This window comes from Methylobacterium sp. ARG-1 (assembly GCF_001262595.1).
GTDB lineage: Bacteria > Pseudomonadota > Alphaproteobacteria > Rhizobiales > Beijerinckiaceae > Methylobacterium > Methylobacterium brachiatum.
The window spans coordinates 43,425-69,590 of the sequence record NZ_LHCD01000023.1 but is presented as its reverse complement, the minus strand read 5'-3'; the positions used below and the strand labels follow the sequence as shown (position 1 = coordinate 69,590).

Below are 26,166 nucleotides of genomic sequence, written 5' to 3'. Positions count from 1 at the left end.
GACCGATGAACCCGCCCGAACGCAACCGTCCGGCCGCGCCCTCACCATGCCGCTGCGTTGCAGCGGCGACATGGTGCGGTGCGGAACCTCGGCTGGCGCTGTCACTTCTCCCAGGTCCCGTTCGGAACCGTGGAGGTGATGCCCGATGCCGGACCTCGATGCCCTGACCGGCCGTGCCGCCTCTGCGCTGGCCTATCTGCCCTGGTGGGCCGAAAGCCTGATCGTCGTCGTCGTCTGCTGCGCGGTGGTGATGCCGCTGCACGGCGTGGCCTATCGGTCGATGAAGCGTGCCGTGGCGGGCAAGAGCCTGTTCTGGCGCTCCCTCGTCTCGCGCACCCACGGCCCGAGCCGGCTGGGCCTGATCGTCGTGGCGATCAGCCTCGCCCTGACCACCGTACACCTGTCCTGGGAGGTGCGGGTGGCCCTCAACCAGATCCTGCTCGTCGCCTTCGTCACGCTGACCGGGTGGTGCTGCGCCACCGCGCTCCACATCGCCACGGTGATCTACCTGCGCCGGTTCAAGCTCGACGCCGAGGACAACCTGCTGGCGCGCAAGCACTTCACCCAGATGCGCATCCTGGAGCGCGCCGCCGTGACCCTGGTCGGCCTGATCACCGTCTCGGTGGCGCTGATGACCTTCGAGCCGGTGCGCCAGTACGGGGTGAGCCTGCTGGCCTCGGCGGGCGCCGCCGGCCTGATCCTGGGCTTGGCGATGCAGCCGGTCCTGTCGAACCTCGTGGCCGGGATCCAGATCGCCATCACCCAGCCGATCCGGATCGAGGACGCGGTGATCGTCGAGAACGAGTGGGGCTGGGTCGAGGAGATCACCTCCACCTACGTGGTGGTGCGCCTCTGGGATTGGCGCCGGCTGGTCCTGCCGCTCACCTACTTCATCCAGAAGCCATTCCAGAACTGGACCCGCGACGGCGCTTCGCTGATCGGCAGCGTGTTCCTCTACGTCGACCACCGCGCCCCGGTTGCGCGGATGCGCGAGAAGCTGTCCGAGATCGCCGCCGCCACGCCCCTGTGGGACGGCAAGGTGGTGAACTTGCAGGTCTCGGACGCTAAGGAGAACACGATCGAGGTGCGGATGCTGGTGAGCGCCCGCAACGCGCCCCAGGCCTGGGACCTGCGCTGTGTGATCCGCGAGGCGATGATCACCTGGCTCCAGGCCGAGCACCCGGAGGCCCTACCGCGGCACCGCACGGAATGGGTCGGCGCCGAGGAGCCGCCCCTGCGCCGCGCGGACGGGCATCGGATCGCGGCGTGACAGTTCAACCCGGAGCGCCTGTTCGCCGAAGTCTTGGTTTCAAAAGGTCCGGGACCTTTTGCGGGTCCAGGGCGGAGCCCTGGGATGGATCTCGGGGCTGCGCACCCCGAACCCTGCCATTGGGCCCCGGGCCCTTTGAAAACCCCGCCTTCTAATCGTCGGCGCCGGCGTAGAAGCTCTCCACGCCGATGCCCTCTTCCTGCATCAGCCGGGCCCGGGCGCGCAGCTTCTCGGTCTCGCTCTTCAGCTGGCCGCAGGCAGCCAGGATGTCCCGGCCCCGAGGCGTGCGCACCGGCGAGGCGTAGCCGGCATTGAACACGATCTCGGAAAAGCGCTCAATCCGATCCCAGTCCGAGCATTCGTAGCGGCTGCCGGGCCAGGGGTTGAACGGGATCAGGTTGATCTTGGCCGGGATGCCCTTGAGCAGGCGGACCAGCTCGCGCGCATCCGCGTCGGAATCGTTGACGCCCTTCAGCATCACGTACTCGAAGGTGATGCGGCGCGCGTTGCTCACGCCCGGATAGGTCCGGCAGGCCTCAAGCAGCTGGGCGATCGGATATTTGCGGTTGAGCGGCACCAGCTCGTTGCGCAGGTCGTCGCGCACGGCATGGAGCGAGATCGCCAGCATCGCGTTGGCCGCCTCGCCGAGGCGGGGGATCTGCGGCACCACCCCGGAGGTCGAGACGGTGATCCGCCGCCGGGAGAGGCCGAGCCCCTCCTGGTCCGACATCACGCCGACCGCGTCGATCACGGCGTCCAGGTTGTACAGGGGCTCGCCCATGCCCATGAACACGATGTTGGTGACCAGCCGTCCGACCTCGCCGGCCCCGGAGGCGTCGCGGCTGGGCATCTGGCCGGCCCAGTCGCCGAGCTCGTCCCGGGCGACCACGAGCTGCTGCACGATCTCGGCGGCCGAGAGGTTGCGCACGAGGCGCTGCGTGCCGGTGTGGCAGAAGGAGCAGGTGAGGGTACAGCCGACCTGGCTCGACACGCAGAGCGTGCCGCGGTCCGGGCCCGGGATGTAGACGCACTCGATCTCGGCGCCGCGATTGTGCTCCTGCGGGTTGGTCGGCGCCATGCGCAGCAGCCACTTGCGGGTGCCGTCGCGGGAGACCTGGCGGCTCGCCACCTCGGGCCGCTCCAGGGTGAAGTGCCGCGCGAGTTCGGCCTTCAGCGCCTTGCCGACATTGGTCATCGCGGCGAAGTCGGTCGCCCCGCGGAAATTGACCCAGTGCCAGATCTGGCCCGCCCGCATGCGGCTCTCGCGCTCGGGCACGCCCATGCCGATGAGCTGCGCCTTGAGCGCGTCCCGGGTGAGCCCGACCAGCGACGGCGGCCGGCCGGGGAGCAGCGCGGGCTGGAAATCGGGCGCCTTCTCGATCGCGGGTTCGGCCGCGCGGGCGCTGTCGAGCGACGGCGTCGCCATGATGATCGATCTATCCTCAGGGCGCTCACCGCCGACGGGGAAGCCGGTTCGGCGACAGGGAGCGCGTCACGACAAAGGCCCAGGCGCCGCCGGTCACGCGGGGATCGGCGGTGTCTGGGCGTTGAAGGATTCTATATAGGCGATCGCACCGGCGAACGCGAATGCGCGCCGCCCACAGGTGACCCGACGGAGTGCGATGGCAGGCGATACCGAAGCCGGACAGGCGATCTACAATTCCGGGACCCTGCAGCTCTACGACCTCGTCGTGCTGCGCCTGTCGAACCCGCTCATCTGGCGCTGCCCGACCGCGCGGATCCTCGCCCTCTACGACCGGCACGTGGGCGCGGCGCATCTGGATGTCGGCGTCGGGACCGGCTGGTACCTCGACCGCTGCCGTTTCCCGTCCCCGGCGCCCCGGATCGGCCTGATGGACCTCAACGCCGACAGCCTCGACTATGCGGCGCGGCGCATCGCCCGCTACCGGCCCGAGCGCTATCAGCTCGACGTGCTCGGCGGCCGCCCGGCCACCGGCATCGCGCCCTTCGCCTCGATCGGCCTGACCTACCTGCTGCACTGCCTGCCGGGGGACATCGCGGCCAAGGCTGCCGCCTTCGACACGGTGCGGCCCTGCCTGCGCGACGACGGGACCGTGTTCGGCGCCACGATCCTATCCGGCGGCGTCCCGACCACGGCGGCGGCGCGGGCCCTGATGCGGGTCTACAACCGGAAGGGGGTATTCTCGAACACGGGCGACACGTTGCCGGCCCTGCGGGCGGCGCTGGACCAGCGCTTCCGGTCGGTCGAGGTCACCGTCGAGGGCTGCGTCGCCCTGTTCGCGGCCCAAGGGCCGCGCTGACGCGGCCGCCCTCGTCGCGCGCACGAAAAAGGGCGCCCGCAGGCGCCCTGATCCATCCGGCGAAGTCCCAAAGCGTCAGGCGGCGGCGGTCTTCACCGGGACGCCCTTCTCGGCCAGGAAGGTCTGCAGCTCGCCCGACTGGAACATCTCCCGGGTGATGTCGCAGCCGCCGACGAACTCGCCCTTCACGTAGATCTGCGGGATGGTCGGCCAGTTCGAGAAGGCCTTGATGCCCTCGCGGATGCCCTGATCGGCCAGCACGTTCACGCCCTTGAACGGCACGCCGAGGTAATTGAGGATCTGCACCACCTGGCCCGAGAAGCCGCATTGCGGCATCTGCGGCGTGCCCTTCATGAACACCACCACGTCCTGGGAGGCGATCTCGTTCTGGATGGTCGTGTTGGCGTCGGTCATCACTCTGTCCTCAGTTATTCAATCTCGTATGTGCGGTCTCGATCAGCGGCGCGCAACCGAGGCGGCGATCACACCAAGCGTGTGATCGATATCGAAGCAATCCGTCAGAAGGTCCTCGGGCGAGACCGGGCACGCCTTGGGCAACCCGGGAAGAAGCTGGTTCCCATAGACCCCGAGACCAGCCTCCGCAGCTGTGACCGCAGATTTCCAGATCCTGGGCCAGTTCAACCTCTGCCGCATGGACGACTCGTAGGCATTCCAGGCCGTGATCTGGAATGTCGCGATCTCCTCGCGCCAATGCAAGCTTGACGGGGCGAGGGGCGCCGAGGCGCGCTTTAAGAGGTGGGCGAGCGTCTGGATCAGCAGGCCCTCGACCGCTCGCAAATGGGACCGCCCCACGCTCTCGATCTCCTCCGCGACGTTCGCCCAATCGACCGCATTCGACAGGTCGCTGCGGGTTCCGAGCGCGCGCAGAGCCGCAGCCTGCTCTTCGGCCCAGGTGACGATGTCGTCGTCGTAGAGACTCGGTCGGTCCATCGGGCGGACTCTCGCGAACGGATGCTAATCCTGCGGGACGCCCGTGGTCAGCGCAAGGGCGTGCAGCACGCCGCCCATCCGGCCCTGGAGCGCGCCGTAGACCATCTGGTGCTGGGCGACCCGGGTCTTGCCCTTGAAGGCCGCGGACAGGACGGTGGCGGCATAGTGGTCGCCGTCGCCGGCCAGATCACGGATCTCGACCTGCGCGTCGGGCAGCGCTTCGCGGATCATGCGCTCGATCTCGCCCGCATCCATCGGCATCGGGAAACTCCTGGGGCGTAACGGGTGGTCAGGCGGCCGGCGCGGCCGGCTGGCTCGCCATGTAATTCGGCAGCCAGCCCTCGTGGGCTTCGATCAGCTCGGACAGGGATATGGTCTCGCCGCCCGGCAGGGTCAAACGGTCGGAGCCGGTCACCCCGACCACGGCGGCGTCGATGCCCTGGGCCGAGGCGCTGTAGAGCAGGTCGGTGGCCGCCTCAGCGTCGCATGCCAGCAGGTAGCGGCCCTGGTCCTCGCCGAACAGGTAGGCATGGGGGGCCAAGTTTACCGGCACCTCCGGCAGAGCCGCGCCGATGCCGCCGGCCATGGCCATCTCGGCGAGCGCCACCGCGAGGCCGCCATCGGACAGGTCGTGGACGGTGTCGACGATCCCCGCGGTGATCAGCCCGCGCACGAAATCGCCGTTGCGGCGCTCCAGCGAGAGATCCACCGGCGGCGGCGCGCCCTCTTCCCGGCCCTCGATCACCGCCAGATAGGACGACTGGCCGAGCCAGCCCTCGCCGGCGCCGACCAGCACCAGCACGTCGCCCTCGCGCTTGAGGGCGAGGGTGGCGTGGCGCTCCACGTCGTCGAGCACGCCGACGCCGCCGATGGTCGGGGTCGGCAGGATGCCGACGCCGTTGGTCTCGTTGTAGAGCGAGACGTTGCCCGACACGACCGGGAAGTCGAGCGCCCGGCAGGCCTCGCCGATGCCCTGGAGGCAGCCGACGAGTTGGCCCATCACCTCGGGCTTCTCCGGGTTGCCGAAGTTCAGGTTGTCGGTGATGGCGAGCGGCTTGGCCCCCACCGCGGTGATGTTGCGCCAGGCCTCGGCCACGGCCTGCCGGCCGCCCTCGACCGGGTCGGCCTCGCAATAGCGCGGGGTGACGTCGCAGGTGATTGCCAGCCCCTTCGGGCCGTCCTCGACCCGCACGATCGCGGCGTCGCCGCCCGGCTTCTGCACGGTGTTGCCGAGGATGAAGTGATCGTACTGCTCGTAGACCCAGCGCTTCGAGGCGAGGTCGGGGGAGCCGACGAGGCGCTTCAGCGCCTCGGTGAGCGAGGCCGGCGCCGGTACCGTGGATGCGGCGATCACCGGCTGGTGGGTGTTGGCCAGGTGCGGCCGGTCGTAGAGCGGCGCCTCGTCGCCGAGTTCCTTGATCGGCAGGTCGGCCACGGTCTCGCCGTGCCACTTGATCACGAACCGCAGCGTGTCGGTGGTCCGGCCGATCACCGCGAAGTCGAGCCCCCACTTCACGAAGATCGCCTCGGCCTCGGCCTCCATGCCGGGCTTGAGCACCATGAGCATGCGCTCCTGGCTCTCGGACAGCATCATCTCGTAGGGGGTCATGCCGGCCTCGCGGGCCGGCACCTTCTCGATATCAAGCTCGACGCCGAGGTCGCCCTTGGCGCCCATCTCGACCGCCGAGCAGGTCAGCCCCGCCGCGCCCATATCCTGGATGGCGATCACCGCGCCCGAGGCCATCAGCTCCAGGCAGGCCTCGAGCAGCAGCTTCTCGGCAAAGGGGTCGCCGACCTGCACGGTCGGGCGCTTGGATTCGGAGGCCTCGTCGAACTCGGCGGACGCCATGGTGGCGCCGTGGATGCCGTCGCGGCCGGTCTTGGAGCCGAGGTAGACGATCGGGTTCCCGACCCCGGTGGCGGCCGCGTAGAAGATCGCGTCGGTGCGGGCGAGCCCCACCGCCATGGCGTTGACCAGGATGTTGCCGTCGTAGCGCCGGTGGAAGCCGGTCAGGCCGCCGACGGTGGGCACGCCGAAGGAGTTGCCGTAGCCGCCGACGCCGGCCACCACGCCCGAGACCAGGCCGCGGGTGCGCGGGTGGTCGGGGGAGCCGAAGCGCAGGGCGTTGAGCGCCGCGATCGGCCGGGCGCCCATGGTGAACACGTCGCGCAGGATGCCGCCGACGCCGGTCGCCGCGCCCTGGTAGGGCTCGATGTAGCTCGGGTGGTTGTGGCTCTCCATCTTGAAGACGCAGGCCAGCCCGTCGCCGATATCGATCACGCCGGCATTCTCGCCCGGACCCTGGATCACCCAGGGCGCCGAGGTCGGAAGCCCGCGCAGGTGCTTGCGCGAGGACTTGTACGAGCAGTGCTCGTTCCACATCGCCGAGACGATGCCGAGCTCGGTCAGCGTCGGATCGCGTCCGATCAGGCCTCGGAAGCGCTCGTACTCCTCCGGCGTGAGGCCGTGCTGGGCCACGAGCTCGGGGGTGATCGGAACGTCGTTGCGGAACATGCGAAGGTCTCGGCAGAGAGCGGTCCGTCTTGAGAGACGCATACCGCGGCGAACCCGAACCGGGCTGAGATCTCAAGCTGCCCCGGCTCTAAAGCGGAAGCGCCCGCGCTGGCAACATCCGCCGACGCGGGGCAGGGGGCGTGGAGCCGGATCGGACGGATCCGCGCGGTCGGCCGCACGGCGAGGCCGCAGCGCTAGATTCCGGTCTCACCACCCGGCCCCTCGGGCGGCCCATCCTTCTTGCAGCGGGCGACCAAGACGTGCACCGGCTCCGGTCCGGTGACCACGTCGAGATAGTCGAAGCCGCTGTCGCGCTGGCTCGCCATGAGCAACTGGAAGTGCATCTGGAACAGGTTCCACTGGCGCCGGCCGACATCGGCGCCGGTGATCAGCTCGTGGATCGCCACCCAGCGCACGGCCGGTCGGGCGGGATCGGGCGGGGTGAGACCGCAGGCGGTGATCGGGTTGTTCTTGTGGATCGACAGCCAATCCCAGGTGGCGCGCACGTCGAGCCATCCGATCTGCGCGGCCCGCCCGAAGCGCATGAGGCTGTCTCGGAATGTCCGGGCGGCCGGGTCGAGGCCGAGCCAGGGGATGACGCTGCCGATGCTCACGAACGAGACCGGCGTGCCGCGGCTGCCGAAGCCCGGGTCGCGGGCGAGCACCCGGTCCAGCGCCTCGATGCCCAGGAAGCTCGACGAGGAATGGCCGACCACCACCACCTCGTCGGCCTCGCCCTCGGCGGCGTGGATGCGTGCCGCGAAGGCATCGAGCCGGGGGTCCATCTCGGGCGCCTCGCCCGCCGCGTAGGCATGCGTGAAGGCGGTGTCGTCCACGAGGTGGGGCACGTAGAGCGGCTTGCCCCGGGTCGCCCGGATCAGCCCGGCCAGGATCGCGTAGGCGAGCGGCGGCACCGCCACCAGGGCCCAGGGCTGGAGCGCCGCCGGTGCCAGGCTGGTGAGCCCCGCCGCCGCGGCGAGGCTGAGAAGCGCCAGCGCGATGTAGATGTAGTGGACGCAGAAGATCACCGTGGAGAACCGCCAGGCCTCCCGGCGCAGGTTCGCCATGTAGCCGGACCGCCACAGCCGCCAAAGCAGCGCCGGCACGCCCCGGAGCCGCGTCCAGTCGGATTGCGGGAACCGGGCGCGGACGATGTCCTCCCAGCGCAGCAGGACGTAGCGGGTCGAAACCCCGCGCGACTCCGCCGTCCAGGCGAGCTCGATCCCGTCCGCCGAGCGGACCGGATCGCCGACCGTGATCGCGGCGCCCCGGCGCGCAGCGGTGAACCGGGCCTCGCGGCGGAACAGGCCCCAATAGGTCTCCGGATCGCGCGGGTCGAAGCCCGGCAGGTAGAACACGATGCGGGAGGTCAGCGTCCGCGATGCCGTGCCGGCCGGCTCGCCTGGGTCGTTCTGGGCCGGTGTGTCGGCGACGGGGGCGGGAATCGAAATGACGCGTCCGATCGGTACGAGTGGGCGGCGAGCGCTCTACACGACGCGGCCAGGCGCGCCGAGGGTGAAACTGCGTGGGGCTTGCGCCGAGCCGGCGCTCACGCCGCCGGTGGATGGGCCAGGAACTCGCCGATCGCCGCCACGAAGCGCTCGCCATAGGCCTCGCGTTTGCGCTCGCCGACCCCGTGGACCGTGCGCAGGGCCCAGAGGTCGACGGGCTTCTGCCGGGCCATCTCGATCAGGGTCCGGTCCGGGAACACCATGAAGGCGGCGATGCCCTCGGCCCGGGCCAGGGTGGCGCGCAGGCCCCGCAGATGCTGGAACAGCGCCTCGTCCGTCTCGGAGAGCGCGATCTCGCCATCCTCGCGCGGCGCGGCCCGGCGGCGGTCGCGGGATTCGACCTTCGGTTCCGGGTCGGGGCGCAGCTTGACCGGCTCGCGCCCGAACAGGATCGCCTCGCCCTTCTCGGTCATGGACAGGCCGCCATAGCCGTCGGCGTTCTCGGCGATCGCCCCGGCGGCGAAAAGCTGGCGCAGGATCGCCCGCCAGGCGGCCACCGGCTTGTCGGCGCCGACCCCGAAGGTCTTGAGGCTGGTATGGCCGTTGCGGCGGACCTGCTCGCTCTCCTTGCCGTGGACCACGTCGCAGATATAGGCCGCACCGAAGCGCTGGCCGGTGCGCACGATCGCCGACAGGATCTTCTGCGCCGCCACGGTCCCGTCCACCAGGGTGACGCCACCGCGGCACAGGTCGCAGCGGCCGCAGGGCTCGCTCGCCTCGCCGAAATAGCCGAGCAGCGACTGGCGCCGGCAGGTGGCGCCCTCGCACAGGGAGATCATCGCCTCGAGCTTGCGCCGCTCGACCCGGCGGCGCTCGTCGGAAATCTCCTTCTCGTCGATCTGGCGGCGGCGCAGCGCCATGTCGTCGAGGCCGTAGAGGGTCAGCGTGTCGGCCGGCAGCCCGTCGCGGCCGGCGCGGCCGATCTCCTGGTAGTAGCCCTCGACATTGTTGGGCATGTCGGCGTGGCAGACGAAGCGCACGTCGGGCTTGTTGATGCCCATGCCGAAGGCGATCGTCGCGGTCATCACCACGCCGTCCTCCTGGAGGAACCGGTCCTGGTTGCGCATCCGCGTGCCCTGGTCGAGGCCGGCATGGTAGGGCAGGGCGTCAAACCCGTCCTTCTTGAGGGTCTCGGCCAGCTGCTCGACGCGCTTGCGCGAGGAGCAGTAGATGATCCCGCTCTCCGCCCGCCGGTGCTTCAGGAACCGCTCGATCTGCCGGGCCGGGTTGTCCTTGGGCTGGAAGGTCAGCCGGATGTTCGGCCGATCGAAGGAATGGACGAAGATCTTCGGGCCGCGCCCCTGCGGGAACAGCCGCTCGGCAATCTCGGCCCGGGTGGCGGCATCCGCGGTGGCGGTCAGCGCCAGGGTCTGGACGTTGCCCAGCGCCTGCCGGGCCCGGGCGATCTCGCGGTATTCCGGGCGGAAATCGTGCCCCCATTGCGAGACGCAATGGGCCTCGTCCACGGCCAGCCGCCGGACCCCGACCCCGCGCAGGGCCTCGATGCAGCCGTCCATCAGGAGGCGCTCGGGGGAGACGAACAGCAGCCGCAGTTCCCCGGATCGCAGGCTGCGCCAGGTCTCGCGCGACTCGGCCTCCGCCACCGTCGAGTTGAGGGTGGCGGCCTCGACGCCGACGCTGCGCATCTGCTGCACCTGGTCGTGCATCAGCGCGATCAGGGGCGAGACCACCACGGTCAGCCCGGGATCGACCAGGGCCGGGAGCTGGTAGGTCATCGACTTGCCCGAGCCCGTGGGCATGACGGCGAACACGTCGTCGCCGTCCAGAACCGCGCCGATCACCTCGTCCTGCCCGGGGCGGAAATCCTCGTACCCGAAGGTCTTCTTCAGCGCGGCGCGGGCCTCGTCGAGGCGGGTCATCGGGATCCTTGTTCGGGGTGGCGGCGCGCGGCTTGCGGCGCCCGTGTCGAGACACTAGCCTTTCAGATCTCTACACGGGGACGGTCATGCCGCTCAATATCCGCAGCGAAGAGGTGAACCAGCTCGCGGAGAAACTGGCCTCGCGGGCCGGCGTGAGCAAGACCGAGGCGGTGCGGATCGCGCTCACAAACGAGTTGGAGCGTCAGAACCGCGACAGCGATGCGTTCATGGAACGGATCAGGCAACTTCAGGACGAGCTTGCCTCCTATCCGAAGACCGGCCTGAAGGCGGACAAGGCGTTCTACGACAGCCTGAACGACGAGTGATGTTCGTCGATGCCTCGGCCATCGTGGCGATCCTGGTCCGGGAGCCGGGCCACAAAACCCTGCTCGATCACCTTCGCGACTCAGCCGTGCGGTTGACGAGCGGTGTGGCCGTCTACGAGGCGTCCTCGCCGTCGCCCGCCTTCAGAGGATCGAGCCGAAGGTTGCCGAGGCCGTCGTAAGCAGCTTCCTGGAAGCGACGGGCCTCGTATTGATCCCGATCACCGGCACCGAGGCGCAGCTCGCCACCGCGGCCCATGCCCGCTTCGGCAAGGGCCGCCATCCCGCCCGTCTGAACCTCGGCGACTGCTTCGCCTATGCCTGCGCGCAGGCCCACGGCGTGCCGCTGCTGTTCGTCGGCGACGATTTTCCGCAGACAGATATCCGCTCCGCCCTAGCCTGACGCCTTCGGGCCTCGGAACCGAGACACGACCCGACGGCCTTGATGGGGCATCAGCCGCCGTGGAACTCCGCCACGTGCTGAGCCACGATCGCGTCGAAGGAGGCGTCCGCCCGAAAGCCAAGCGCCAGAGCCGCCTCCGGCTCGAACGCCTCCGGCCAGGAGGAGACGATCCGGGCGACGGTCGCGTCGGGCTCGCGCCGGATCAGGGCCACGGCTTTGTCGCCGGCCACGCGCCGCAGGGCCTCGATCTCCTCGGCCACGGTGGCCGAGACGCCCGGCATGGTCAGGCTGATCCGCGGGCCGATCGCCGCGAGGTCGAGCCCGGCGGCGTGGACCAGAAACCCCACCGCGGCGGCGGGGCTCGCGAACCAGTGGCGCACCGTCTCGGGGACCGGCAGGATTGCGGGCTGGCCGGCCAGAGGCTCGCGGATGATTCCGGAGAAGAAGCCCGAGGCCGCCTTGTTGGGCTTGCCCGGGCGCACGCAGATGGTCGGCAGGCGCAGGCCGATCCCGTCGAGGAAGCCGCGCCGCGCGTAATCGGCAAGCATCAGCTCGCCCATCGCCTTCTGGACGCCGTACGAGGAGGCCGGGCGCAGGATGAAATCGTCCGGGATCACCTTCGGGAAGGGCGGCCCGAACACCGCCAGCGACGAGGTGAAGACCAGCTTCGGCCGGTAGCCGTCCGCGGCGTTGGCCCGGCGGATCGCGTCGAGCAGCAGCCGCGTCCCGTCGAGATTGACCCGGTAGCCCAGCTCCAGATTGGCCTCGGCCTCGCCCGAGACCACGGCGGCCAGGTGGAAGATCACCCCCGGCCGCTCGGCGATGGCGGCCTCCGCGGCGCCGGGGGCGGTGAGATCCGCGGCCTCGGCCTTCACCGGGCCGGAGAAGCCCGCGGGTGCCGTGGGCGGCACCACGTCGAGCAGGGTGAGGGCGGTGAGCGGCGCGCCGCCGACCGTGCCGTCCGCGACCAGGGCCTCGACGAGGCGACGGCCGATCATGCCGGCGGCGCCGAGAATCAGAGCGTGCATGGGAGACCTCTTCGTCCGATTGTTTGCTGCGTCAGGCCATCATGTCCAGGGCGCGCCCGAAGAAGTCCGGGCCGCCGAAATTGCCGGATTTCAGGGCGAGCAGCATCGGCTCGGGCCGCCCGGCGGTGCGCAGGATCGGCACGCCCGCGGCGATCTCGGGGCCGAGCAGGAACGCCCGGAGCCCGAGCCGGTCGACCACGGCGCCCGAGGTCTCGCCCCCGGCCACCACGAGCCGGCGCACCCCGCGGGCGACCAGCCCCTCGGCGATGGCGGCGAGCGCAGCCTCGATGGCGTGTCCGGCGGCGTCGATCCCGTGCTCGGCCTGGAGAGCACGGACCGCCTCGGGGGTCGCCGAGGAGGCGATCAGCACCGGGCCGGCGGCCAGGCGCGCTTCGGCGAAGGCCAGGGCCTCGCCGACCACGCGGGCCACCGCGTCGGCGCCGGCGAGAAGAGCCTTCGTGTCGAGACGCAGCACCGGCATCTGCGCCTCCGCGGCGGCGACCTGCTGAAGCGTCGCCTGCGAGCAGCTGCCGGCGAGGCAGGCCGCGGCCCCGCCGACCGGCTCGCCCATGGCGGAGCCGGCCGCATCCCGGGTGCCGCGCCCGTCGGCAGCGAGGGCCCGGGCGAGGCCGAGGCCGAGCCCCGAGGCCCCCACCGAGAACTTCCTCGCGATGATTGCCCGGCCGAGCACTTCGAGGTCGCTGTCGAAGATCGCGTCTGCGATCGCCGCCTGCTTGCCCTCTTCCGCCAGGGCGTCGAGCCGGGCCGCCACCGCCTCGGCGCCGCGTGCCACCGTGGCTGTGTCGATGAGCCCGACCGCGCCCGCGCTCTGGCGCGCCAGCACGCGCACGAGGTTGGCGTCGCGCATCGGGTTGAGCGGGTGGTCCTTGAGCGGGCTCTCGCTCAGCGGCACCGAGCCCACGAACAGGTTGCCCTGGTAGACGCTGCGGCCCGTCTCCGGGAAAGCTGGCGTGACCAGCGCGATGCGCTCGCCGGCCGCCTCCCGCAGGGCGTCCATCACCGGGCCGATATTGCCGGCGTCCGTGGAGTCGAAGGTCGAGCAGACCTTGAACATGACGTGGGCCGCGCCCCGGGCCCGCAGCCAGCGTTCCGCCTCGCGGGACCGCGCCACGGCCTCGTCGGCCGGGATCGACCGGCTCTTGAGCGCCACCACCACCGCGTCGGCCTCCGGCAGGGCGCGGTCATCCTCCGGCACGCCGATGGTCTGGATCGTGCGCAGGCCCGCCTTGGTCAGGGTGTTGGCGAGGTCCGAAGCGCCCGTGTAATCGTCGGCGACGCATCCCAGCGCGAGGCTCATCGGGCTCTCCCTTGATAGGCGGTGAGCCAGCCGAGGCCGGCTACGGTGTCGGCGGCCGGGATGTACTCGCAGCCGACGAAGCCGGCGTAGCCGAGCCGGTCCAGCTCGTCGAACAGGAACGCGTCGTTCATCTCGCCGGTGCCGGGCTCGTGCCGCTCGGGCACGCTCGCGGTCTGGACATGGCCGATGATCGGCATCAGCGCGCGCAGCCGCATGGTCACGTCGCCGTGCAGGATCTGGCAATGGTAGAGGTCGAACTGGAGCTTCAGGTTCGGCAGCGCCACTTCGTGGATCAGGTCCGCCGCCCGGCCGAAATCGTTGAGGAAGTAGCCCGGCATGTTGCGGCCGTTGATCGGCTCGAGCACGAGGTCGAGGCCGGCCGCGCCAAGGCGCTCCGCCGTCCAGGCCACCGCCCGGCGATAGGCCTCGGCGGCTTTGGCGTCATCGTGCGGGGCGAGGCCCGCCATCAGGTGCAGCCGGGCGACGCCGGTCGCCTCGGCGTAGCGGAGCGCCGTGTCGACGCCGGCCTTCAGCTCATCCAACCGTTCAGGCAACGCCGCCAAGCCGCGTTCGCCCTTGGCGAAATCACCCGGCGGTAGGTTGAACAGGGCCTGGGTCAGGCCGTTCGCCCGAAGCCGCTCGGCGATGGCCTCGGGCGGATGCTCGTAGGGGAACAGGAACTCGACGGCGTCGAACCCGGCGCGGGCCGCCGCCTCGAAGCGGTCGAGGAACGGCACCTCGTTGAACATCAGGCTGAGATTGGCAGCAAAGCGCGGCATGTTTTTGGGACTTTCTCGGCTCGTCTCTCGGCACCCGTTCGATCTGCTCAGCAGGGCGTCATTCCACCCGCGCCCTCATCCTGAGGTGCGGCGAAGCCGCCTCGCAGGAGCCCTCCAGACACCACTGTGCCCCTGGAGACCGCCTTCGAGGCCCAACGATCTTCCATCACCGGGCACCTCAGGATGAGGGGATGGCTGGGATCGGCCCCGGTCCTGTCGACGACGCGCCTCATGCCTGACCGGGCAGCTTGGCGCCCGAGACCTGCGCGTAGAGCCGCGCCACGGAGGCGTCGTCGTCCCGGCCCATGCCGGCGCCGGACGCCATCAGGAACATCTGGAGCGCCGCCGCGGCCACCGGGACCGGATATTTCTCCGCCCGGGCCATATCCTGCACGATGCCGAGATCCTTGACGAAGATGTCGACCGCGCTCTTGGGGGCGTAGTCGGCGTCGAGGATGTGGGGCACCCGGTTCTCGAACATCCAGGAATTGCCTGCCGACTTGGTGATCACCTCGTAGACGCGGGCCAGGTCGAGACCCTGCTTGGCGGCGAAGCTCATCGCCTCGCAGGCGGCGGCGATGTGCACCCCGGCCAGCAGCTGGTTGATCATCTTGAAGGCGGCGCCCTGGCCGGCTTGGTCGCCGAGCTCGTAGAGCGTGCCGGCCATGGCATCGAGGGCGGGGCGCGCCTTGGCGAAGGCGGCGGGCGAGCCCGAGGCCAGGAAGGTCAGGCCGCCATCGGCGGCGCGGGCGGCACCGCCGCTCATCGGGGCGTCGAGATAGTGCCGGCCGGTGGCCTCCAGCCGCGCCGCGAGCGCCCGGGCGACGGCCGGATCCATGGTCGCCGAGGAGACGAAGACGGCACCCTCGGGCATCGCCGCGGCGGCGCCCTTTTCGCCGAACAGCACCGCCTCGGTCTGGGCGGCGTTGACCACCACGCTCACCACCACGTCGGCGCCGCGGGCGGCCTCCGCGGGATCGGCCGCTGCGGTCCCGCCGGCTGCCTTGAAGCGGGCGACGGCCTCCGGGTTCACGTCGCAGGCGGCGACGGAGAAGCCGGCCCGCAGGAGCGACCCCGCCATGCCGGAGCCCATGGAGCCGAGGCCGATCACCGCGGCGCGGCCTGTCTGCGTGGTGGTGGCCATCGGGTTGGCTCCTGCTCTTGATGACGGGACGAGTGAGGCGACGTCACTGGTGAAGCGCGCTCTCCTCCCCCTTGTGGGGAGCTGGAGGTGGGGTGGCGCAGGAGGCACCGCTGCACCCCGTCGGCACCACCCCCACCCCTGGCCACTCCCCACAGGGGGGAGGGGGAAAACCTCAGCGGTTGACCATTTTGGCCGGGGTGACGAACACGCAGACCGAGCCGACCACCAGCATCACGGCGAGCGCGTACATGCCGGCCGCGGTGCTGCCGGTGGCGTCGCGCAGCGCCCCGATCACGTAGGGGCTGACGAAGCCCGCGAGATTCCCCACCGAGTTGATCAGCGCGATGCCGGCGGCCGCGCCGGCGCCGCTCAGAAAGGCGGTGGGCAGGGACCAGAACAGGGGTGAGCAGGTCAGAACGCCGGCCGCCGCCACCGAGAGCGCCGCCACGGCGATCGTGGTCGAGCCAGCCGTCGCCGAGACCACGAAGCCGACGGCGCCGACGAGCGCCGGGATGATGAGGTGCCAGCGGCGCTCGCGCATCCGGTCGGCGCTCAAGCCCAGCAGGACCATCACGATGGCCGCGCACAGGAACGGGATCGCGCTGATCAGGCCGATATTGAGGTTGCCCTGCACGCCGGACGCCTTGACGATCGTCGGCAGCCAGAAGGTCAGGCCGTACTGGCCGGTGACGAAGGCGAAGTAGATCAGGCTCATGAACCACACGCGGCCGTTGCGGAACACGGTGGCGATGGAGTGCGGGCTGGATTCCTTGCCGTGGTTGTCGGCGGCGATGTCGCGGTCGAGAACCTGCTTCTCGGCGTCGGTCAGCCACTTGGCCTCGGAGGGCCGGTTGTCGAGGTAGAGGAACACCGCGACGCCGATCAGCACCGCCGGCACGGCCTCGATCAGGAACATCCACTGCCAGCCGGACAGGCCCTGGGCGCCGTTGAACGCGTCCATGATCCAGCCGGAGAGCGGGTTGCCGAAGATGCCGGAGATCGGGATTGCGGCCATGAACACCGCGATGACCTTGGCCCGCCGATGGGCCGGGAACCACTGCGTCGTGTACAGGATCACGCCCGGGTAGAAGCCCGCCTCGGCCAGGCCGAGCAGGAAGCGCATCCCGTAGAAGGTCCATTCCGAGTTCACGAACATGAAGGCGCCGGAGATCACCCCCCAGGTGATCATGATCCGGGCGATCCAGACCCGGGCGCCGACCCGGTGCAGGATCACGTTCGACGGCACCTCGAACAGGAAGTAGCCCAGAAAGAAAATGCCGGCGCCGAGGCCGTAGACCGTCTCGGAGAATTTCAGCTCCTGGGACATCTGGAGCTTGGCGAAGCCGACATTCACCCGGTCGAGATACGCCACCACGTAGCAGAGCATCAGGAACGGCACGAGGCGCCAGAACACCTTCGCGTAGGTCCGGTCGACGAAGGATTTCTCCTCCGCGAGGGCAGCGCCCCGCAGCGGGGCGGCGTGAACCGGCATCGGCGTTCTCCCTGGTCCGGGCCGCGTCGCAGGGCGGTCCGGGAATGGTCTTCACCGCTCGTTCCGGCGGCGCTGGCGCGGGCTGTAGCGGCTTTTGGCAGCGCTGCCAATCCGGTTGTGCGGAATAATGCAGGGGGCTATGTCGGGGATAAGGCGCCGCCGAACGCGAGACCTGCATCCGATCCAACCCCCTCATCCTGAGGTGCCGACGCGCAGCGGAGGCCTCGAAGGAGGCCTCCAGGGACCACGCCGACATCTGGAGGGCTCCTTCGAGGCCCGCTGATGCGGGCACCTCAGGATGAGGGCGTGGTTGGGAGGAGCGGAAGAGGCACGAAAAGGCCGGGAGATGGACGGATTCCAGCCGCCGGGGCGGCTCGTGACGCTCACCGACGTCGCCCGCGAGGCGGGGGTCGGCGAGAGCACGGTCTCGCGGGTCCTGCGCAACCATGGCTCCTACTCGAAACGCGCCGGCGAGCGGGTCGCGGAGGCTGTGGCCCGGCTCGGCTACGTGCCGAACCGGCTGGCCGGCAGCCTCGCGGGACCGGGGGCGAGCGCCCAGCTCGCCGGCGTGATCGTGCCGTCGCTCGCCAACGTGGTCTTCCCCGACCTGCTGCGCGGGCTGACCGGCGCGCTGGACGCCGCGGGCATCCGCTGCGTGATCGGGGTGAGCGACTACGACCCGGACCGGGAGGAGGCGTTGGCCGCCGCGCTCCTATCCTGGCGCCCGGCCGCGCTGCTGCTCACCGGGCTGGAGCACAATCCCGGGACGGTGGCCCTGACGAAGGCCGGGGGCGTGCGCGTGGTCGAGATGATCGACACGGACGGGGCGGGGATCGACGCCGTGGTCGGCTTCTCCAACCGGGCGGTGGGGGCGGCGAGCGCCCGGCACCTCGTGGCCCGGGGATATCGGCGCATCGCCTATCTCGGCCACGACCTGCAGGTGGACCTGCGGGCGGGCAAGCGGCTGGCCGGGTTCGAGGCCGCCTTGGGTGAAGCCGGCCTGGCGCTCCAGGCCCAGGAGATCCGGCCCGGGCCGTCCTCGCCGGGCTCCGGGCGGGCGGGCCTGGAGGCGCTGCTGGCACGCAATCCGGACCTCGACGCGGTGTACTTCTCCAACGACGACATGGCGCTCGGCGGCTACTTCGCCTGCCTGGCGGCGGGCCTGGCCGTGCCGGGGCGGATCGCCCTGTTCGGCTTCAACGGGCTCGACTTCGCGGCGGCGATGCCCCAGCCCCTGTCGACGGTGCGCACCCCGCGCCTGGAGATCGGCCGGCAGGCCGCCGCCTGCCTGATCGGTGAAGGTCCAAAAAGAATCGATCTCGGATTCGAGTTGATCGAGGGAGCGACCGCATGAGCGACGAGAGCCGGCTGCGTGAAGACATCTGCCGCTACGGCCGCTCGCTGTTCGAGCGCGGCCTGACCCCGGGCTCGTCGGGCAACATCTCGCTGCGCCTGCCCGATGGCGGCTGGCTGGTGACGCCGACCAACGCGTCGCTGGGCTTCCTCGACCCGGCCCGGATCTCGCGGCTGGACGCGGACGGCCGGCTGGTCTCGGGCGACAAGCCGACGAAAGAAATCCCGCTGCACAATGCGCTCTACGAGAGCCGAGGCGAGGCCAAGGCGATCGTGCACCTGCACTCGACCCACGCGGTGGCGGTCTCGATGCTGCCGGAGATCGACCCGCGCCAGGTTCTGCCGCCCCTGACCCCCTATTACCTGATGCGCACCGGCGGCACCGCGCTGGTGCCCTATTACCGCCCGGGCGATCCCGCGGTGGCGGACGCGATCCGGGGGCTCGCCGGCCGGTACAGCTCGGTGCTGCTCGCCAATCACGGCCCGGTGGTGGCCGGCGACAGCCTGGAGGGCGCAGTCTTCGCCACCGAGGAGTTGGAGGAGACCGCCAAGCTTTATTTACTCCTGCGCAACCTCAACCCGCGGCAGCTGAGCCCGGGGCAGGTGGCGGATCTCGTCAGCCATTTCGGGCTGACCCTGCCGGCGGTGGAGGATCATGCCGGGCACGATCACGGGTGAGAGGACCTCCGCTTAAAGGGTTCGGCCTCACCGTCATCACGCGCTTAGCGCAGTGACCCAGGGCAGCGCGTCATCGCCGAGCGCGGCGCCACACTGGGTTGCTTCGCTGCGCTCGCAATGGCGGGAGAAGCGCTCAGCGATCGCATGGAAATTGCGCGGCCTCCGACCAATCCCCGTCATCCTGAGGTGCTGCGCAGCCGCCGCGAAGGAGCCCTCCAGCCGGCCGCGCGATCCCTGGGGCCCTCCTTCGAGGCTCGCTGCACTCGCGCCTCAGGATGTGGGGAGGGATGGGACGGCCGCCGCTACCCCTCGATCTTCGAGAAATCCGCCACTGCCCGGGTCGCGGCGCGCAGCGCGTTGAGGAGCAGCAGGCGGTTCTCGCGCAGCTTCGGGTCGGGGGCGTTGACGGTCACGTCCTGGAAGAAGGCGTCGACCGGCGCGCGCAGGGTCGAGAGCGCCCGCATCGCCCCGGCAAAATCCTCGCTCGCGATGGCCTGTGACGCCGTCGCGGCGGCGCCCGCCAGGGCCTCGGCGAGGGCCCGCTCGGCCGGCTCGCCGGAGGCCGCCAGGGCGGAATCGGGCGCGGCATCGTAGGCGCGGCCGTCCTTCTTCTCCTCGATCCGCAGGATGTTCGAGGCGCGCTTGACCCCGGCCAGCAGGTTCTTGCCGTCCTCGGTGTCGAGGAATTGGCCCAGCGCCTCGACCCGGCGCACCACCATCAGCAGGTCGTCCTGGCCGGGCAAGGCGAAGACGGCGTCGATCAGGTCGTGGCGGGCGCCCTGATCGCGGAGATAGACCTTGAGACGGTCGGCGAAGAAGCCGAGGAGGTCGGCGATCTGCGGATTCGCGAGCAAATTCGTATCGGGGGGCAGAGCCGAGAGCTCGGCTTCGATGCGTTCGATCCCACCCGAAAGATCGAAGATCGCGACCATCCGGCCTGCGGGTTGTGCGTCGAAGGCATCGGGCAAGACGGAGCCGGCAAGCGGCAACCGAAGCCCGTTCTCCAAGATCAGCCGGATCACGCCGAGGGCGGCACGGCGCAGGGCAAAGGGATCCTTGCTGCCGGTCGGCTTCTCGTCGATGGACCAGAAGCCGGCGAGCGTGTCGAGCTTGTCGGCGAGCGCCACCGCGATCGAGACGGGATCGCTCGGCACCCGGTCGGAGGGGCCGACCGGCTTGTAATGCTCCTCGATGGCCGCGCAGACGCTTCCGTGCTCGCCCTGGAGCGCCGCGTATTTGCGGCCCATCAGGCCCTGGAGCTCCGGGAACTCACCGACCATCTCGGTGACGAGGTCGGCCTTGGCGAGGCGGGCGGCGCGCTCGGCCAAAGCCGGGTCGGCGCCGACCAGGGGCGCCAGCTCCTTCGCCAGGGCGGCGATGCGGGCGATCCGCTCGCCCTGGGTGCCGAGTTTCTCGTGGAAGACGATGGAGCCGAGTTTGGGCAGCCTGTCCTCGAGCTTCGTGGCCTTGTCGGTCTCCCAAAAGAATTTCGCGTCCGACAGGCGCGCCCGTACCACCCGCTCGTTGCCGGCGGTGATCGCCTGGCCGCCGTCGGAGGCCACAAGATTCGAGACCAGGATGAAGGCGGGGGCCAGATCCTCCGAGCCGGATTTGCGCAGGACGAAGCACTTCTGGTTCGCCCGGATGGTCGCCCGGATCGCCTCGGCCGGGATGTCGAGGAAGGCCGCGTCGAAGGAGCCCATCAGCACCACCGGCCATTCCACCAGACCGGCCACCTCCTCCAGCAAGCCCTCGTCCTCCACGAGGTCGAGGCCGCGCGCAAAGGCGAGGTCGCGGGCGTCGTGCAGGATCACGTCCTTGCGCCGGTCGGCGTCGAGGATGACCTTCGCGCGCTCCAGGGCCTGGATGTAGTCGTCGAACCGTCGGACCTCGATCGGCCCCGGGGCCAGGAAGCGGTGGCCGTAGGTGACGGTCCCGGCCGCGATGCCGCCGACCGCGAACGGCACGACCTCGGGGGTCTCGGTCTCCGGCCCGAAGGTCGCGACGATCGATTGCAGCGGGCGCACCCAGCGCAGGGCGCCGGGCTGGGCCGAGGCCGCGCCCCAGCGCATCGCCTTCGGCCAGGGGAAATTCCGGATGATCTCGGGCAGGAGCTCGGCGAGCACGTCCAGGGTCTCGCGGCCTGGGCGCTCGATTACCGCGAGGAAGAACTCGCCCTTTTTCGGATCGGTAATTTTCTGCGCCTCGTCGAGGCTCGACAGGCCGGCGCTCTTTAGAAATCCCTGGATTGCGGCCTCGGGGGCGCCGACCCGCGGGCCGCGACGCTCTTCGCGGACGGCCTCGCCCCGGGCGGGCAGGCCGGCGATGTGCAGGGCCAGGCGGCGCGGCGTCGAGAACGCCCTGGCGCCCTCGTACAGGAAGCCGCGCTCGACCAGGGCGTCGGTGACGAGCTTCTTGAGATCCTCCGCCGCGCGCCGCTGCATGCGGGCGGGGATCTCTTCCGAGCGGAGTTCGAGCAGGAGGTCGGGCATGGCGCGGCCATATCGCCGCGCCGCAGGCCTGTCGAGGGTCGGCGGATCGGACTCGTGTCGATCCTCAGCGCGCGCGTTGCCGAAACGGCGCGTTCAGTGCGCCTCGCCCTTCAGGATGGTCGTGAGCTGCCACTTGCGGTCGCCGATCGCGTGGGCGTCGGACACCCGCCAGGCCCCGTCCTCGCGCACGAGGTCGTAGACGATGGATTTCGAGCCGTCCCCGCCCTTGCGCTCCACCGTGACCTTCGCCTGGTCCGTGCCCTCCGTGGCCTCCTTGAAGGTGAGGGCCTTCACGGTATCGGGCTTCACAGGCTCGCCGTTGAGGCGATAGTCGAAATCAAGGCTGCCGGTGGCGCCGTTGGCCTGCTTGGCGTCGGCATCGAACAGGCCCTGAAGGCGCTTGGTGTAGACGGCCGAGTGATTCGGGTGCGGCTCGGCGTAGAGCTTCTTGACCACCGCCTCCGGGCCGGGATCGGCCGCGAGCGCCGGGCCGAGGCCGAACGCGAGGACGCCGAGGGCGAGGAGGATCTGTTTCATCGTAGGATTCCCGCGTCTGCGGACGCGCCGGAGCGCGCCGGTTGGCGGGGGTTGCAACGCGCGAGGGCTCAAGCGGCTCCGTTGGCGACGGCCCTGGCGGCACTTGCGCGAATGCGAGCCCAACGCACATGATGCGGCATGTCGTTCGACACGCTGTATCAGTCTCGTGATCCGGTGACGCCCCGGCCGGCCTTCGCCGAGCTGAGCGTGATCGCGGTGCTGCGCGATGTACAGGCCGACGACGGCGTCACGGTTCCGGCCGGTACGGAAGGCACGATCGTGGGCATCTGGGCCGGTGGCGAAGCCCACGAGGTCGAGTTCGACGAGCCCGTGGTGGGCAATGCCACGGTTCGCGCGGAAGCGCTGCGGGCGGCCTGACGGCTGTGGCCGGCGATCCGCGGCGCTTCTTCTGCACCGCCTACCCGCTTTGAGGCCTCCCCGGGCCGCGGTTCACCCTCAAGCCCCGCCAGCCGCCGTCTTGAGCCACGCCGCGCCGCAGGCCTTGGCGAGTTCCCGCACCCGCAGGATGTAGCTCTGGCGCTCGGTGACCGAGATCACCCCGCGGGCGTCGAGCAGGTTGAAGACGTGGCTCGCCTTGATGCACTGGTCGTAGGCCGGCTGCGCCATGCGGTGGCGGTCGGTCTCGGCGGCAGGCGCACCCGCATCGAGATAGGACCGGCAGGCGGCCTCCGCGTCGGTGAACTGGCGGAACAGCATCGCCGTGTCGGCCGCCTCGAAATTGTGCCGGGAATATTCCTGCTCGGCCTGCAGGAACACGTCGCCGTAGGTGATCCGGTCGGCCCCCTCGGCGCCGTTGAAGTCGAGGTCGTAGACGTTCTCGACGCCCTGGACATACATGGCGAGCCGCTCGAGCCCGTAGGTCAGCTCGCCGGCCACCGGGGCGCATTCGAAGCCCGCCACCTGCTGAAAATAGGTGAACTGGCTGACCTCCATCCCGTCGCACCAGCATTCCCAGCCGAGGCCCCAGGCGCCGAGCGTCGGGCTCTCCCAATCGTCCTCGACGAAGCGGATGTCGTGGAGCTTCAGGTCGACCCCGATGGCGTCCAGGGAGGCGAGGTAGAGTTCCTGGAGGTTCGGCGGGTTCGGCTTCAGGATCACCTGGAACTGGTAATAGTGCTGGAGCCGGTTCGGGTTCTCGCCGTAGCGGCCGTCCTTGGGCCGGCGCGACGGCTGGACATAGGCCGCCTTCCAGGGCTTGGGACCGAGGGCGCGCAGCGTGGTCGCCGGATGGAACGTGCCGGCGCCGACCTCCATGTCGTAGGGCTGAAGGATCACGCAGCCCTGCGCCGCCCAGAACTCCTGCAGCGTCAGGATCAGCCCCTGGAACGATTTCTTTTGGGACATGGGCGGCGAAGGCTCGGCGATGCGGGGCGGGTCTGTGTGTCGGCGGGCCGGTTTAGGTGCGGGCGGCGGGGGGTGCAAGACGAAGGCCCCTTCGGCATGCCCGGCTCCCCTTGCGCTCGGAGGACGGACAATGGTCAGCTTCCCCCGATGCAGCGCGGGAGACGCGGATCGTGACCACCAGTCCGGACAGAATCGAGATCCGCCCGATCGGCCCCGGGGACCGGGCGGCCTGGCTGCCGCTGTGGCGGGGCTACCAGGCCTTCTACAAGGTCGACCTGTCCGAGGTGGTCACGGAGAGCACCTGGGGCCGCCTCAACGATCCGGCCGAGCCGGTCGACGGCGCCCTGGCCTGGCGCGACGGGGAGGCGGTCGGGCTCGTCCACCACATCCGCCATCGCTCGGCCTGGACGATCGGCGATTACTGCTACCTCCAGGATTTGTTCGTGGCGGATGTTGCCCGCGGCGCAGGAATCGGGCGCCGGCTCATCACGCATGTCTACGAAGCCGCGAACGCCGCCGGTTGTTCGCGCGTCCACTGGCTGACCCACGAGACCAATACCGACGCGATGCTGCTCTACGACCGGATCGCGGAGCGGTCGGGCTTCATCCAATACCGCAAGAACCTCTGACATCAGCAGCGGGCGTGCGCCGAAGCACGCAGGCCCGACTGTTTTCGGAGCATAGCGGGAACCGTCAAGTTCGCGGCCAAGTTATCGCCGCAAACAGGGGATTTCGGCACCGTCCGCGGGCCGAACACGACGGACCAGCGATCATGCAACAGGCTCGCACGCTTCACGATTTCGGCCGCAAGAACCTCGCCGTCCTGGCCGCCATCGCCGTCTCGGCCATGGCCGCCACACCGTTTGTGATGAGCGCCAGCCGCGCGCTGGCGACCCCGGAGGAGCCGACCGTCACGGCGACCCTGCGGGTCGATCCGGTGGAGGTCTCCCCCGTGGCGGCCCCCAGGGAGGCGGCGCCCTGCCTACGCAAGGTGCGGGTCGTCTACAGCGGCTACGGCACCCCGTCCGACGCCTGCACCACCCGCTGAGGGGAGCAGCCCCAGGCGCGGCTGGTCAGGCCGCGCCGTGCGCCGGCGCCTCACCCGCGAGACGCTTCAGGTAGAGTTCCTCGAGATCGATCTCCCCCTCCAGCGCCCGCAGCACCGAGCTATGGATGCGGTTCTCCCGATGCAGGGCGATCAGCGCCGAGCGACCGGAGCGCACGGCCAGCAGCGCGGCGGCGAAATGCTCGGTCTTCTCGGCAGCCAGCGCCCCGCGCTCGTCGCGGTCCCGGGACGACGCCCGCACCCGCCGACGATAATCCTCCACCAGGCGCGGATGCTGCAGCGCGCCGGACCCGGGCGACACCAGCCGCTCCAGGGCGGCGAGCCCGGCCTGGTTCATCACCACCCGCGCCATCGCGGCGTCGAGATGGCCCTCCGGCAGGCTCTGATGCGGGTCGAGGCGCAGCCGCCGGATGAGCGGACCGAGCGTCGTGCCCTGGACCAGCACTGTGAACAGGATCACCGCGAAGGCCGCCACCAGGATCGCGTCACGGCCCGGGAAATCCACCGGCAGCGCCAGCGCGGCGGCGAGGGTCACCACCCCGCGCATGCCGGCCCAGCCGATGATCAGCGGCACCCGGGGATCCGGACGGGGCTCCTGGGCGCGCGCCCGCGCCGACAGGGTCCGCCGCAGGTAGACGGCCGGAAAGACCCAGAGCAGCCGAGCGACCACGCAGGCCGCCGTGACGGTGACCGCCAGGGGCAGGCCGGTGGCGAGCGGCCCGAGCTCGCCCCCCGTCCGGGCGAGCACGCCGCGCAGGGCCAGGCCGATCAGCACGAAGACCAGGGCCTCCAGCACGAACACCACGAATTCCCACACCGCCACGGCGTGGCGCCGGACATGGGCGTCGAAGGTCTCGTGCTCGCGCCCGCCCATCATCAGCCCGCAGGCCACCACGGCCAGCACCCCGGAGGCGTGGATCTCCTCGGCGGCGAGATAGGCGGCGTAGGAGGCCAGGAAGCTCAGCACCGTCACGGCGTTGGCGTCGCGCAGGCGCCGCACCAGCGCGTCCACCGCCAGGCCGCAGGCAAGCCCGACCGCGACGCCCGCCACCGCCAGCCAGGTGAAGCTGCCCGCGGCCGCCCAGGCGTTGAAGCTGCCGGTCAGCGCCGCCGCGACGGCGAAGCGGTAGAGCACCAGGCCCGACGCGTCGTTGACGAGGCTCTCGCCCTCCAGGACCGTGACCATCCGGCGGGGCAGGGCGACCCGGGCCAGCACCGCCTTGGCGGCGACCGCGTCCGGCGGCGACACGATGGCGCCGAGCGCGAAACAGGCTGCCCAGGGCAAGGCCGGCACCACCGCGTGGGCGACGAGCCCGACGACCAGGGTGGTGAACAGCACGGCGCCCAGCGACAACGACAGGATTGGGCCGAGGCTCGCCCGGAAGTCGCGCCAGACGGTGAAATAGGCCGATTCGAGCAGCAGCGGCGGCAGGAACAGGACCATGATCAGGTCCGGATCAAGATCGAAAGCCGGCAGGCCCGGCGCCACCGCCAGCGCCATCCCGCCGAGCACCAGTGCGGCGGCCGGGGGAAATCCGAGCCGCCCGGCCACCAGAGACAGCAACAGGGCCGCCCCGAGGAGCGCGAGGATCAATTCGAACAGGGCAACGGATGTCATCGATGGATCAGTCTCGGCGCGGAAGAACCGCTAAGCGTGGCCGTTCTAATCCGGTTTCTTACGGTTGCCGAACCGTCTTGCCGATCTCGATCGTCCGAAACCTCTTATCCATCGAAATTCCCGACCGGCCGCCGGATGGATTCGCAATCGCGCAGGCCTTG

The 26,166-nt window shown here is 70.3% G+C and carries 25 protein-coding genes; 9 read left to right on the top strand and 16 right to left on the bottom strand.

What is annotated here, in order from left to right; genetic code table 11:
- The first annotated feature begins 145 nt into the window (after positions 1 to 145).
- The gene (locus tag AKJ13_RS19960) at positions 146 to 1,270 is read left to right on the top strand and encodes a mechanosensitive ion channel family protein (protein WP_050734936.1); all 1,125 of its coding nucleotides are present in this window, start codon (positions 146 to 148) and stop codon (positions 1,268 to 1,270) included.
- A 151-nt stretch (positions 1,271 to 1,421) separates the two neighbouring features.
- On the opposite strand, the gene rlmN is transcribed toward AKJ13_RS19960, so the two are convergent.
- Positions 1,422 to 2,696: a 23S rRNA (adenine(2503)-C(2))-methyltransferase RlmN gene (rlmN, locus tag AKJ13_RS19955; RefSeq protein WP_050734935.1), complete on the bottom strand. Its 1,275-nt coding sequence runs from the start codon at positions 2,694 to 2,696 to the stop codon at positions 1,422 to 1,424.
- A gap of 196 nt (positions 2,697 to 2,892) precedes the next feature.
- On the opposite strand from rlmN, the gene AKJ13_RS19950 reads away from it, so the two are divergent.
- Positions 2,893 to 3,552 (top strand): class I SAM-dependent methyltransferase, encoded by a 660-nt coding sequence (locus tag AKJ13_RS19950; RefSeq protein ID WP_050734934.1) that lies wholly within the window; start codon positions 2,893 to 2,895, stop codon positions 3,550 to 3,552.
- A gap of 75 nt (positions 3,553 to 3,627) precedes the next feature.
- On the opposite strand, the gene grxD is transcribed toward AKJ13_RS19950, so the two are convergent.
- The 6 genes from grxD to recQ all read right to left on the bottom strand — a co-directional run bounded on the left by grxD (position 3,628) and on the right by recQ (position 10,409).
- Positions 3,628 to 3,966, bottom strand: a complete 339-nt coding sequence (grxD, locus tag AKJ13_RS19945; RefSeq protein ID WP_043347809.1) for a Grx4 family monothiol glutaredoxin — start codon at positions 3,964 to 3,966, stop codon at positions 3,628 to 3,630.
- 42 nt (positions 3,967 to 4,008) lie between these two features.
- The gene (locus AKJ13_RS19940; protein ID WP_050734933.1) at positions 4,009 to 4,503 is read right to left on the bottom strand and encodes a DUF29 domain-containing protein; all 495 of its coding nucleotides are present in this window, start codon (positions 4,501 to 4,503) and stop codon (positions 4,009 to 4,011) included.
- Between the two features lie 24 nt (positions 4,504 to 4,527).
- Positions 4,528 to 4,764 carry a BolA family transcriptional regulator gene (locus tag AKJ13_RS19935; RefSeq protein ID WP_007568343.1) on the bottom strand — a complete coding sequence of 79 codons (237 nt, stop codon included), beginning with the start codon at positions 4,762 to 4,764 and terminating at the stop codon, positions 4,528 to 4,530.
- A 28-nt stretch (positions 4,765 to 4,792) separates the two neighbouring features.
- Positions 4,793 to 7,018: a phosphoribosylformylglycinamidine synthase subunit PurL gene (gene purL, locus AKJ13_RS19930; protein ID WP_050734932.1), complete on the bottom strand. Its 2,226-nt coding sequence runs from the start codon at positions 7,016 to 7,018 to the stop codon at positions 4,793 to 4,795.
- Positions 7,019 to 7,212: 194 nt separating this feature from the next.
- Complete coding sequence (locus AKJ13_RS19925; protein WP_082317034.1) at positions 7,213 to 8,376, bottom strand: hydrolase; 1,164 nt, start codon at positions 8,374 to 8,376, stop codon at positions 7,213 to 7,215.
- A gap of 191 nt (positions 8,377 to 8,567) precedes the next feature.
- Positions 8,568 to 10,409, bottom strand: coding sequence for a DNA helicase RecQ (gene recQ, locus AKJ13_RS19920; protein ID WP_050734930.1), 1,842 nt, complete (start codon positions 10,407 to 10,409; stop codon positions 8,568 to 8,570).
- Positions 10,410 to 10,495: 86 nt separating this feature from the next.
- On the opposite strand from recQ, the gene AKJ13_RS19915 reads away from it, so the two are divergent.
- Positions 10,496 to 10,735, top strand: coding sequence for a type II toxin-antitoxin system VapB family antitoxin (locus AKJ13_RS19915; RefSeq protein WP_050734929.1), 240 nt, complete (start codon positions 10,496 to 10,498; stop codon positions 10,733 to 10,735).
- A 208-nt stretch (positions 10,736 to 10,943) separates the two neighbouring features.
- Complete coding sequence (locus tag AKJ13_RS33280; protein ID WP_348270956.1) at positions 10,944 to 11,135, top strand: type II toxin-antitoxin system VapC family toxin; 192 nt, start codon at positions 10,944 to 10,946, stop codon at positions 11,133 to 11,135.
- 50 nt (positions 11,136 to 11,185) lie between these two features.
- On the opposite strand, the gene denD is transcribed toward AKJ13_RS33280, so the two are convergent.
- The 5 genes from denD to AKJ13_RS19885 all read right to left on the bottom strand — a co-directional run bounded on the left by denD (position 11,186) and on the right by AKJ13_RS19885 (position 16,896).
- Positions 11,186 to 12,163, bottom strand: coding sequence for a D-erythronate dehydrogenase (denD, locus tag AKJ13_RS19905; protein ID WP_050734928.1), 978 nt, complete (start codon positions 12,161 to 12,163; stop codon positions 11,186 to 11,188).
- 31 nt (positions 12,164 to 12,194) lie between these two features.
- The gene (gene otnK / locus AKJ13_RS19900; protein ID WP_050734927.1) at positions 12,195 to 13,481 is read right to left on the bottom strand and encodes a 3-oxo-tetronate kinase; all 1,287 of its coding nucleotides are present in this window, start codon (positions 13,479 to 13,481) and stop codon (positions 12,195 to 12,197) included.
- A complete protein-coding gene (gene otnI / locus AKJ13_RS19895; protein ID WP_050734926.1) occupies positions 13,478 to 14,260 on the bottom strand; it encodes a 2-oxo-tetronate isomerase in 783 nt (260 codons plus the stop codon). The genes otnK and otnI overlap by 4 nt, the downstream gene beginning before the upstream one ends.
- A 229-nt stretch (positions 14,261 to 14,489) precedes the next feature.
- Positions 14,490 to 15,404 carry an L-threonate dehydrogenase gene (gene ltnD / locus AKJ13_RS19890; protein WP_050734925.1) on the bottom strand — a complete coding sequence of 305 codons (915 nt, stop codon included), beginning with the start codon at positions 15,402 to 15,404 and terminating at the stop codon, positions 14,490 to 14,492.
- A 172-nt stretch (positions 15,405 to 15,576) separates the two neighbouring features.
- Positions 15,577 to 16,896 (bottom strand): MFS transporter, encoded by a 1,320-nt coding sequence (locus AKJ13_RS19885; protein WP_050734924.1) that lies wholly within the window; start codon positions 16,894 to 16,896, stop codon positions 15,577 to 15,579.
- Between the two features lie 346 nt (positions 16,897 to 17,242).
- Here AKJ13_RS19885 and AKJ13_RS19880 point away from each other — a divergent pair, with 346 nt between their 5' ends.
- Together AKJ13_RS19880 and AKJ13_RS19875 are read left to right on the top strand one after the other, a co-directional pair.
- Complete coding sequence (locus AKJ13_RS19880) at positions 17,243 to 18,250, top strand: LacI family DNA-binding transcriptional regulator (RefSeq protein WP_050734923.1); 1,008 nt, start codon at positions 17,243 to 17,245, stop codon at positions 18,248 to 18,250.
- Positions 18,247 to 18,927: an aldolase gene (locus AKJ13_RS19875; protein WP_050734922.1), complete on the top strand. Its 681-nt coding sequence runs from the start codon at positions 18,247 to 18,249 to the stop codon at positions 18,925 to 18,927. Before AKJ13_RS19880 ends, AKJ13_RS19875 begins: the two co-directional genes overlap by 4 nt.
- Positions 18,928 to 19,229: 302 nt before the next feature.
- Here AKJ13_RS19875 and glyS read toward each other — a convergent pair whose 3' ends face one another.
- Positions 19,230 to 21,419, bottom strand: coding sequence for a glycine--tRNA ligase subunit beta (gene glyS / locus AKJ13_RS19870; protein WP_050734921.1), 2,190 nt, complete (start codon positions 21,417 to 21,419; stop codon positions 19,230 to 19,232).
- A 93-nt stretch (positions 21,420 to 21,512) separates the two neighbouring features.
- Positions 21,513 to 21,956, bottom strand: a complete 444-nt coding sequence (locus AKJ13_RS19865) for a hypothetical protein (RefSeq protein WP_050734920.1) — start codon at positions 21,954 to 21,956, stop codon at positions 21,513 to 21,515.
- A gap of 138 nt (positions 21,957 to 22,094) precedes the next feature.
- Between AKJ13_RS19865 and AKJ13_RS19860 the strand changes: the two genes are divergently transcribed.
- Positions 22,095 to 22,334: a hypothetical protein gene (locus AKJ13_RS19860; protein WP_050734919.1), complete on the top strand. Its 240-nt coding sequence runs from the start codon at positions 22,095 to 22,097 to the stop codon at positions 22,332 to 22,334.
- A gap of 78 nt (positions 22,335 to 22,412) precedes the next feature.
- On the opposite strand, the gene AKJ13_RS19855 is transcribed toward AKJ13_RS19860, so the two are convergent.
- Complete coding sequence (locus tag AKJ13_RS19855; RefSeq protein ID WP_050734918.1) at positions 22,413 to 23,321, bottom strand: glycine--tRNA ligase subunit alpha; 909 nt, start codon at positions 23,319 to 23,321, stop codon at positions 22,413 to 22,415.
- A gap of 170 nt (positions 23,322 to 23,491) precedes the next feature.
- Between AKJ13_RS19855 and AKJ13_RS19850 the strand changes: the two genes are divergently transcribed.
- Both AKJ13_RS19850 and AKJ13_RS19845 read left to right on the top strand, forming a co-directional pair.
- Positions 23,492 to 23,950 (top strand): GNAT family N-acetyltransferase, encoded by a 459-nt coding sequence (locus AKJ13_RS19850; RefSeq protein WP_050734917.1) that lies wholly within the window; start codon positions 23,492 to 23,494, stop codon positions 23,948 to 23,950.
- A gap of 143 nt (positions 23,951 to 24,093) precedes the next feature.
- Positions 24,094 to 24,369 carry a hypothetical protein gene (locus tag AKJ13_RS19845; protein WP_050734916.1) on the top strand — a complete coding sequence of 92 codons (276 nt, stop codon included), beginning with the start codon at positions 24,094 to 24,096 and terminating at the stop codon, positions 24,367 to 24,369.
- A 25-nt stretch (positions 24,370 to 24,394) separates the two neighbouring features.
- On the opposite strand, the gene AKJ13_RS19840 is transcribed toward AKJ13_RS19845, so the two are convergent.
- Positions 24,395 to 26,005: a Na+/H+ antiporter gene (locus AKJ13_RS19840; protein WP_050734915.1), complete on the bottom strand. Its 1,611-nt coding sequence runs from the start codon at positions 26,003 to 26,005 to the stop codon at positions 24,395 to 24,397.
- Positions 26,006 to 26,166 lie beyond the last annotated feature (161 nt).

Bases quoted from the DNA above. Each gene is read 5' to 3' on its own strand.
- recQ (WP_050734930.1), bottom strand. From the start codon at position 10,409: ATGACCCGCCTCGACGAGGCCCGCGCCGCGCTGAAGAAGACCTTCGGG.
- AKJ13_RS19940 (WP_050734933.1), bottom strand. From the start codon at position 4,503: ATGGACCGACCGAGTCTCTACGACGACGACATCGTCACCTGGGCCGAA.
- AKJ13_RS19860 (WP_050734919.1), top strand. From the start codon at position 22,095: ATGTCGTTCGACACGCTGTATCAGTCTCGTGATCCGGTGACGCCCCGG.
- ltnD (WP_050734925.1), bottom strand. From the start codon at position 15,404: ATGGCCACCACCACGCAGACAGGCCGCGCCGCGGTGATCGGCCTCGGC.
- grxD (WP_043347809.1), bottom strand. From the start codon at position 3,966: ATGACCGACGCCAACACGACCATCCAGAACGAGATCGCCTCCCAGGAC.
- AKJ13_RS19915 (WP_050734929.1), top strand. From the start codon at position 10,496: ATGCCGCTCAATATCCGCAGCGAAGAGGTGAACCAGCTCGCGGAGAAA.
- AKJ13_RS19950 (WP_050734934.1), top strand. From the start codon at position 2,893: ATGGCAGGCGATACCGAAGCCGGACAGGCGATCTACAATTCCGGGACC.
- AKJ13_RS19875 (WP_050734922.1), top strand. From the start codon at position 18,247: ATGAGCGACGAGAGCCGGCTGCGTGAAGACATCTGCCGCTACGGCCGC.
- denD (WP_050734928.1), bottom strand. From the start codon at position 12,163: ATGCACGCTCTGATTCTCGGCGCCGCCGGCATGATCGGCCGTCGCCTC.
- AKJ13_RS19845 (WP_050734916.1), top strand. From the start codon at position 24,094: ATGCAACAGGCTCGCACGCTTCACGATTTCGGCCGCAAGAACCTCGCC.
- AKJ13_RS19960 (WP_050734936.1), top strand. From the start codon at position 146: ATGCCGGACCTCGATGCCCTGACCGGCCGTGCCGCCTCTGCGCTGGCC.
- AKJ13_RS19855 (WP_050734918.1), bottom strand. From the start codon at position 23,321: ATGTCCCAAAAGAAATCGTTCCAGGGGCTGATCCTGACGCTGCAGGAG.
- otnK (WP_050734927.1), bottom strand. From the start codon at position 13,481: ATGAGCCTCGCGCTGGGATGCGTCGCCGACGATTACACGGGCGCTTCG.
- rlmN (WP_050734935.1), bottom strand. From the start codon at position 2,696: ATGGCGACGCCGTCGCTCGACAGCGCCCGCGCGGCCGAACCCGCGATC.
- AKJ13_RS19840 (WP_050734915.1), bottom strand. From the start codon at position 26,005: ATGACATCCGTTGCCCTGTTCGAATTGATCCTCGCGCTCCTCGGGGCG.
- AKJ13_RS19885 (WP_050734924.1), bottom strand. From the start codon at position 16,896: ATGCCGGTTCACGCCGCCCCGCTGCGGGGCGCTGCCCTCGCGGAGGAG.
- purL (WP_050734932.1), bottom strand. From the start codon at position 7,018: ATGTTCCGCAACGACGTTCCGATCACCCCCGAGCTCGTGGCCCAGCAC.
- AKJ13_RS19865 (WP_050734920.1), bottom strand. From the start codon at position 21,956: ATGAAACAGATCCTCCTCGCCCTCGGCGTCCTCGCGTTCGGCCTCGGC.
- otnI (WP_050734926.1), bottom strand. From the start codon at position 14,260: ATGCCGCGCTTTGCTGCCAATCTCAGCCTGATGTTCAACGAGGTGCCG.
- AKJ13_RS19880 (WP_050734923.1), top strand. From the start codon at position 17,243: ATGGACGGATTCCAGCCGCCGGGGCGGCTCGTGACGCTCACCGACGTC.
- glyS (WP_050734921.1), bottom strand. From the start codon at position 21,419: ATGCCCGACCTCCTGCTCGAACTCCGCTCGGAAGAGATCCCCGCCCGC.
- AKJ13_RS19935 (WP_007568343.1), bottom strand. From the start codon at position 4,764: ATGCCGATGGATGCGGGCGAGATCGAGCGCATGATCCGCGAAGCGCTG.